Origin of the sequence: Methylopila musalis (assembly GCF_042679725.1) — a bacterium.
GTDB classification, from domain to species: Bacteria; Pseudomonadota; Alphaproteobacteria; order Rhizobiales; family Methylopilaceae; genus Methylopila; species Methylopila musalis.
Genome location: NZ_JBHTMX010000170.1, coordinates 1 through 6206 on the forward strand (window position 1 = coordinate 1; position 6206 = coordinate 6206).

7 protein-coding genes are annotated in these 6206 nt (G+C 68.9%); 2 read left to right on the forward strand and 5 right to left on the reverse strand.

Annotation, left to right across the window (positions count from 1 at the left end; all coding sequences use genetic code 11):
• Both ACFQ4O_RS14020 and ACFQ4O_RS14025 read left to right on the forward strand, forming a co-directional pair.
• Positions 1 to 998: hypothetical protein (locus tag ACFQ4O_RS14020; protein ID WP_378776379.1), on the forward strand; the 998-nt coding region annotated here is incomplete at its 5' end.
• 167 nt (positions 999 to 1165) lie between these two features.
• Positions 1166 to 2863 (forward strand): calcium-binding protein, encoded by a 1698-nt coding sequence (locus tag ACFQ4O_RS14025; RefSeq protein WP_378776381.1) that lies wholly within the window; start codon positions 1166 to 1168, stop codon positions 2861 to 2863.
• 253 nt (positions 2864 to 3116) lie between these two features.
• Here the strand turns inward: ACFQ4O_RS14025 and ACFQ4O_RS14030 are convergent, their stop codons facing one another.
• From ACFQ4O_RS14030 to ACFQ4O_RS14050, 5 genes are all read right to left on the reverse strand, one after another.
• On the reverse strand, positions 3117 to 3989 hold the full coding sequence (locus tag ACFQ4O_RS14030; protein WP_378776383.1) for an RNA polymerase factor sigma-32: 873 nt from the start codon (positions 3987 to 3989) through the stop codon (positions 3117 to 3119).
• Between the two features lie 316 nt (positions 3990 to 4305).
• Positions 4306 to 4881 carry a CarD family transcriptional regulator gene (locus ACFQ4O_RS14035; protein ID WP_378776385.1) on the reverse strand — a complete coding sequence of 192 codons (576 nt, stop codon included), beginning with the start codon at positions 4879 to 4881 and terminating at the stop codon, positions 4306 to 4308.
• A 354-nt stretch (positions 4882 to 5235) separates the two neighbouring features.
• Complete coding sequence (gene fdxA / locus ACFQ4O_RS14040) at positions 5236 to 5574, reverse strand: ferredoxin FdxA (RefSeq protein WP_378776387.1); 339 nt, start codon at positions 5572 to 5574, stop codon at positions 5236 to 5238.
• Between the two features lie 129 nt (positions 5575 to 5703).
• Positions 5704 to 6015, reverse strand: coding sequence for an RNA-binding S4 domain-containing protein (locus ACFQ4O_RS14045; RefSeq protein ID WP_378776389.1), 312 nt, complete (start codon positions 6013 to 6015; stop codon positions 5704 to 5706).
• A gap of 3 nt (positions 6016 to 6018) precedes the next feature.
• Positions 6019 to 6206, reverse strand: a 188-nt coding sequence (locus ACFQ4O_RS14050; RefSeq protein WP_378776391.1) for a hypothetical protein, incomplete at its 5' end; no start/stop codon positions are given.

Below are 6206 nucleotides of genomic sequence, written 5' to 3' on the forward strand. Positions count from 1 at the left end.
GCCGCGGACCGCAGACCCGCGCCGACGGCCGCCCCATCATCCGCGCCGCCGGCGCGAAGGACGAGCGCGCGCCCCGCTCGAAGCGCGGCCCGCTGATCGCCATCGCGGCGCTCGGCCTGATCGCCGCCGTGCTGGTGGGCGTCGCCGGCCGCGAACAGATCGCCGGGCTGTTCGGCGGCGGCAATACCGAAACCGCCTCGGTGGACGCGGTCAAGGAGCCGTCGACGCTCGCGCCCGCCGCGTCGAACGATCAGGGCAAGTCCGGCGACCGGCTCCTGAGCGACGACGCGCCGGCGGCCGCCGAACCGGCGCAGCCGGCCCAGACCGAGGTCGCGCGCGCCCCCGAACCCACGGCGCCGGTCCAGCCCGAGACGCCGCAGACCACCGCGCCGAGCGCGCCCGCGGCGCAGCCGCAGGCCGGCGCGCTCGTGGCCCAGCGCGCCATTCTCTACGAGGAAGGCTCGGACCAGAAGTCCGGCGATCAGGTGGACGGCACGGTGGTGTGGCGCACGGAATCGGTCGCCGCCGGCCAGGGCCAGCCGCTGGAGCTGGCGCTGCGCGGCGACGCGGACGTGCCCGCCCGCGGCATCCGCGCCTCGGTGGTGATCCGCCGCAACGTGGACAGCACCCTGCCCGCCAGCCACACGGTCGAGATTCAGTTCAAGCTGCCGGAGAACTTCGCCAACGCCGGCGTCGCCAACGTGCCCGGCATCCTGATGAAGGCCGACGAGGCCGCGCGCGGCGCGCCGGTGCAGGGCCTGTCGGTGCGCGTCACCAGCGGCTTCTTCCTGATCGGCCTGTCGAGCATCGACAACGAGCGCGTCATCAACGAGCAGCTGCTGCGGGACCGGGGCTGGATCGACATTCCGATCCTCTACGACAACGGCCGCCGCGCCGTGCTGACGCTGGAGAAGGGCACGCCGGGCGCGCAGGCCTTCACCGACGCGTTCACCGCCTGGCAGAACGCCTCGGCCGGCGCGCCGGCGCCGCAGCCCTAACGGCGGCGCCCGTCCGGCGTCCGTTAAGTTTGATTTAAAACTTTCATCGTTCCGCCGGTTTGAACCGCGCGGAACGGGTGTAGCGTAGCCACGGTTCGCGCGTCGCGGGCCGGCCGGCGCCCGCAGCGGATGACGGCCCAACCGCCCGTTCGCCCGCGAGACCGTCCATGCAACCGCGCCTTCTTGGAACCTCCCGCGCCGATTATCTGCGCGGCGACTTCGGCAGCACGACGCCGATCGTGATCTACGGCCTCAAAGGCGACGACCACCTCGTCAGCATCGAACGCGCGAACGACGCCGTGGACGATCTCTACGGCGGCCAGGGCGCCGACCGGCTTGAGCTGGACTTCTTCTCGGTGACGACCCGCGGCGTGTTCGACGGCGGAACGGGTTACGACACGCTGGCGATCACTGGCCCCCTCATCAACGTGACCGACGCGGACGTGCGCTCGATCGAAGCCATCGAGCTCTCCGGCTCGTCCCATCTGTACGTCAGCCTGTCCCAGCTCGACGATGTCGCGTTCGCGCGCGCGCTCGCGCTGTCCGGCGCCGGCGGCTCCGCGCAGCTGAACATCACTGTCGGCAGCGTCGGCGCCTCGGTGAACCTGACGGAGCTCACCTTCACCGACTGGGCCCCCACCAACGTCGTCGCCGTGTGGGGCTCCGCGCAGAACGACACCTTCGTCGGATCGCGCGCTTCGGACATCATCAGCGGCGGCGCCGGCAATGACAGCTTCTACTGGAGCCCCGCCAGCACGCTCGCGCCTAAAGGCGACGGCCTGAGTGGGGGTGACGGCGACGACACGTTCTTCGTGAGCGGCGCTCGCGACCCCCATCTCGGCTACGCCGAGGGCGGCGCGGGCATCGACACGCTGTCGGTGACGGCGACCTCGGTCGCCTTCTCCGCCAATCTGACCGAGAGCCGCCTCGAAAGCATCGAGAAGATCGTGCTCGGAGGCAACGACGCCACTGTGCGGCTGGAGCTTCTGGGCTCCCAGATCGGGGGGACCGGCGTCGCGGCCGACGCGCTGGTGAGCGGCGGGGGCGCGGGCTCCGCCACGCTTCGGGTCATCGCCGGCCCGTCGGCGCCGGCCGGAGGCGCCCCGGATGTGGACCTCAGCGGCCTGCGCTTCACCTCGTGGTCGCAGACGGGCGTGCGGCCGGACCAGGTCGTCATCGCCGGCGGCGACCGGGACGACCACTTGATCGGCTCGTCCCAGGCGGACCGGATTTACGGCGGGCGCGGCGCGGACCGTATGGAGGGCGGGCTCGGAAACGACCGCTACTTCGTGGACAACGCCAAGGACGTCGTGATCGAGGCGGCCCATGGCGGACGCGACGTGGTCGAGACCTCCGTGAGCTACCGCCTGACCAACGGTCAGGTGGAGGACCTTCGCGTCTCGCTCGACGGCTTCCTCGCCGACATCGACCTGACCGGCAACAAGCGCGGCAACTTTCTGGTCGGCGGCGACGGCGACAACGTGCTCAAAGGCCTGCGCGGCAAGGACAACCTGCTCGGCGGAGACGGCGACGACGTGCTGCACGGGGGGGCGCATGCGGACGTGCTGACCGGCGGCGCGGGCAAGGACATCTTCGTGTTTGACACCGCGCTGGGTTCGATCGACGTGATCAAGGACTTCAGCCACGCCCACGACGCCATCGCGCTGGACGACGCCATTTTCACCGCCTTCGCCAACGGACGCGCCGGATCGGCCGAGATCTACGATCACCTCTTCTACGACGCTCCGACGGGCTATCTCTATTACGACGCGGACGGCGCCGCAGGCCCCGGCGCGCGCGTCGCCTTCGCGAAGCTGACCGCGGGATTGACCGACCTCGACGCCAGCGACGTGCTGATCGTCTAACGCGCCCGAAACGCCATCGGCCTCCGCGCGGGGAAGCGCGGAGGCCGATGGCGTCGGTTGAATTTTAAAGTACGGCGCGTGTCGCGCGCCTCGCTCAAACACACGTCATGCCCGCGCCTTCGCGCGGGTATTCACGACTTCGGCGTTTAAGCACACGACCGCTCGAAGTCGTGGATGCCCGAGACAAGCTCGGGCATGACGTTGAGGGAGTCTTTAGGCGCCGCTCCCCGCGCTGCAACCGCGAAAGGCTATCTCACGCCATCGCGCCAACGGCCTGCGGGTGCTGCTCCACGAGGGCGCGGCGGAGCTTTTCCAGCGCGCGGTTCTCGATCTGGCGCACGCGTTCCTTGGAGATGCCGAGCCGCTCGCCGAGCGCCTCAAGGGTGACGGCGTTTTCCGAAAGCCGGCGGGCGCGCACGATGTTCAGCTCGCGCTCGTTCAGCACCCCAAGGGCGGAGCGCAGCCAGCGCACCCGACGCTCGCCGTCGATCGATTCGCCAACGGTCTCGTCCGGCAGCGGGCCGTCGTCCACGAGGAAGTCCATACGCTCCGACGAGGAGTTCGGGTCGCTGTCGATCATGGGCGCGTTGAGCGACATGTCCGGGCCGGACAGGCGCGAATCCATCAGCGCCACATCCTTGACCGACACGCCGACCGCTTCGGCGATCTTCCCGTGCAGCGTGCCGGGCGTCATGGTTTCGCCGGTGCGGCTCAGCCGGGCGCGCAGGCGGCGCAGGTTGAAGAACAAGGCCTTCTGCGCGGAGCTTGTGCCGCCACGGACGATCGACCAGTTGCGCAGGATGTGGTCCTGAATGGCGGCGCGGATCCACCAGGTGGCGTAGGTGGAGAAGCGCACCTCCCGCTCCGGCTCGAACCGGGCCGCTGCCTCCAGCAGGCCCACATGGCCCTCCTGGATCAGGTCGGGCATCGGCAGTCCGTAATGGCGGAACCGGGCCGCGATCGCGATCACCAGCCGCATATGGGCGGCGGCGAGCCGGTGCAGGGCCTGCTCGTCGCGATCATCCTTCCACTGCACGGCGAGCTGATGCTCTTCATCGCGCTGCAGAAACGGCGCCTCCATGGCGGCGCGCACGAAACGGCGGCGTACTCCAGCCATCTGGGACATTGCGTCTCCTCCCCGCTCGAGCCGTCCGCAGACGGCGTTCAGGTCAGAAACGTCTCACGCGGCCAAAAGGACGAAGTGGATGCGCATTTTATCGATCACGGTTTCGTGATCATAAGAATCAAGACCTTGCCGGCCGGCTGTTTGCGGACAGACGCGGCATGACCTTTCGTCGAAAGCCGTGACAAAGCCTTGAGACGGCGCGCCTTTCGCCGGGCGCGACCCGACCGCGCGCCCGTGCCAGCGCGCGACCTCCCCCAAACGCAAAAAACCCGGCCTGAGGCCGGGTTTTTCAAACTTGTCGCGAAGAGAGCAGCGATCAGGCCGCTTCGTCCTGCTCGGCCTCGGCCTCGACCTCGTCCACCTTGCCGCCGCGGCGCGGACCCTTGGCGAGCTGACCCTCGATCTTCTTCTGGGCCTCAATGTCGGTCAGCTTCTCTGCCGCCGCCAGCTCGCGCATCATGCGGTCGAGCGCGGATTCATAGAGCTGACGCTCGCTGTAGGACTGCTCCGGCTGGGTCTCGGCGCGGTAAAGGTCGCGCACCACCTCGGCGATGGCGATCAGGTCGCCGGAGTTGATCTTGGCCTCGTACTCCTGAGCGCGGCGGCTCCACATCGTCTTCTTGACGCGGGCGCGGCCGGTCAGGGTCTCGAGCGACTTCTCGACCACCGCGGGATCAGACAGCTTGCGCATGCCGGCGCTGGTGATCTTCGCGACCGGCACCCGGAGCGTCATCTTGTCCTTCTCGAAGCTGATGACGAACAGTTCGAGCTTGTGACCGGCGATCTCCTGCTCTTCGATCGCCATGATCTGACCCACGCCATGCGACGGGTACACCACGTGCTCCAGCGCCTTGAACCCGTGCTTGGCCTGCGACGTCTTCTTGGTGGTCATGCTGCTCCGAACTCCGTAGCGTCGCGCTCCCGTCAGGGACCGCGACTGGCGCCAGCCCGCGGGACCGGGCCTTGTGTTTCGGAAGGGGAGGATCGTGAAGCACGCGCTTCATGGCCCGCCGTCTCCGCCCAACCAGAGAAAAACGACGCGAAACCTGCCTTGCGCGTCGAGCGCCTGTTCAGGTTGTTCCGCTGCAGCTGGTGAGCCGATCGACCGCCAGAATGGCGGTCTTTGAGGGCGGCGCGCGTCGTTTTTGACCGTTGTGGCACCGTACCACCAACGGACTAAAAAATCAATGAAACAGACGCATGGGCGCCACACCTTCGCCGCGACGCGAAGGGGCGTGAGGGGGAATCAGTCGCCCTGGCCGGGCTCGGGCGAGAAATGATCCTTGAGTTTGTCGGTGACGCCGTCGAACTCCTTGGCCTCGGGCAGAGGATCGCGGCGCGTGGTCAGGTTCGGCCACGTCTTGGCGTAGTCGCCGTTGAGCTTGATCCAGCTCTCCAGCCCCGGCTCGGTGTCCGGCTTGATGGCCTCCGCGGGGCATTCCGGCTCGCAGACGCCGCAGTCGATGCACTCGTCGGGATGGATGACGAGCATGTTCTCGCCCTCGTAGAAGCAGTCCACGGGGCACACCTCGACGCAGTCCGTGTATTTGCAGCGGATGCAGTTGTCGGTGACCACGTAGGTCATGCCAGTCTCCAAGGTTCGATCCGCGTGACGTAGCGGACACGTCCCCGCTTCGCAAGGGCGCGTCCGCCCATGGCGGCCCGATCGGAACCGTGAGGCTTAAGCGTCGGCGCGCGGCGAAGGGCTGAAACCTCAGCGCTCGTCCGGGCCGCCGCCGTCGGCGAGATCCGTGAACAGGGAAAGCGCCTCGTCCGCCGGTCCCCGGCGCGCGCCAAGATCGGCCACGCGCAGGACGCGGACCGTGCTTTCGAGCGCGATGGTGAGCACGTCGCCGGCCTTCACGCCGCGCCCGGCGGCGGTGATCCGCTGGCCGTTGACGCGCACATGACCGGACTGAACCAGCCGAACGGCCAGCGCGCGGGTCTTGACCACCCGAGCGCGCCACAGCCAGACGTCGAGACGGGCGCGGTCGGGGGGAAGCTCCTCCGGCCGCGCCGTCGTCATGGATCAGGCGTCGCCGCCGTCCGGGCCCTTGGACCGGCCGCCGGTCTCAAGCTGCGCCTTCAGCGCCAGCAGCTTGGCGAAGGGCGAATCCGGGTCCGGCCCGCGCTCGGGGCGCTTCGGCCCGGAGCTGGCGAAGGGCGCGGTCTGGCCGCCCCGCTCGCGCCGGTCGTCGCGCGGACGATCGGACCGGC